The following is a 1329-nucleotide window of genomic DNA, read 5'->3' on the forward strand; positions in this document are numbered from 1 at the left end:
GGTTCCGGAATTAAACCTTCCTTTTCATAAAACCTAATTGTTAATACTGAACATGAGGTTTTTTTAGAGAGTTCACCAATTTTTAAATGCATTGAGTTAGTATTTCCAAAGATTCTTGACTCTATAGTAACTATAGGGATTCTAATATTCAAAGTTTATAATTTTTTTAATGGGTATAATTATGAGTGGTTGTGGATGTAGTAAAGAAACACCATGCGAAGATAAGAAATCTCAACAAGAAAATCATCCATCAATTGCAGAAGCAAACAATTCAAAGAATTGTGATAATACGCTTAGCTGTTGTGGTGAAGAGGAAGAAAAAAAATCTTCATCTCCTTGCTGTAACACTTCAAACAGTTGTGAAGATACCGCTCAATCCTGTTGTAGTTCTGATCCCAAAGAAAATTTAAGCACTGAAGACGTTTTAAAAGATTCGCACTACATGAGTGAATACTTAGTTCCCAAAATGGATTGTTCTGCGGAAGAACAGATGGTTCGTATGGCGCTATCTTCAATTGATGGTGTTCAAAAACTCATCTTTGATTTACCTAACCGGTCTTTAAAGGTTCTACATAATCAAAAAGATGAAAATATAACTACCAAACTTGAAGCTTTGGGTTTTGGTGCAAAGCTTGTGAAGACTGAAACTTATATAAGCAATCAACAGGCTAAGCAAACAAGTACCTACACCATTCCTAAAATGGATTGCTCTGCTGAAGAGCAAATGGTCCGTATGGCTCTTGCAGATCTTGAAGCAGTTAAAGGTCTTACTTTTGATCTTCCCAATCGAAAACTGAAAGTCTTCCATAATGAAGGGATTCAGCAAATTACGGCTAAACTCGAAGGACTGGGTTTTGGGGCGAAACTTGATGAAACACAGCTTTCTACAGGCGATATACCTAATGAACCTGATCCTGTGAGACAAGCTAAAGTACTTAAACTGTTATTAGGCATTAATGCTCTACTGTTCTTTATAGAATTCATCAGCGGTATTATTGCTGCGTCTACAGGATTGATTGCTGATTCTCTAGATATGTTTGCCGATGCAGCCGTTTATGGTATTGCGCTATATGCCGTCGGAAAAGCTGCGAAATATCAAGTGAAAGCAGCCCATTTCGCAGGTTGGATTCAGTTATTACTTGCTGTCATCGTGATTATTGATGTCATTAGACGATTCATGTTTGGAAGCGAGCCAGAATCAACGCTCATGATTGTTATTGGCCTGCTCGCACTTATAGCTAACGTGACATGCTTATATCTTATTTCTGGTCATCGAGAAGATGGCGCACATATGAAAGCCAGTTGGATTTTCTCGGCGAATGACGTTGT

At 37.6% G+C, this 1329-nt stretch carries 2 protein-coding genes; one reads left to right on the top strand and one right to left on the bottom strand.

The genetic code is table 11. From position 1 onward, the window contains the following. Positions 1–92 (bottom strand): MerR family DNA-binding transcriptional regulator (locus tag MTX11_RS16440; protein WP_004897605.1); only part of this gene is annotated, 92 nt, incomplete at its 3' end. 89 nt (positions 93–181) lie between these two features. On the opposite strand from MTX11_RS16440, the gene MTX11_RS16445 reads away from it, so the two are divergent. Then, on the top strand, positions 182–1329 hold a 1148-nt coding region (locus tag MTX11_RS16445; protein ID WP_243475611.1), incomplete at its 3' end, for a cation efflux transmembrane domain-containing protein.

It is taken from the genome of Acinetobacter lwoffii, assembly GCF_022809915.1.
GTDB lineage: Bacteria > Pseudomonadota > Gammaproteobacteria > Pseudomonadales > Moraxellaceae > Acinetobacter > Acinetobacter lwoffii_M.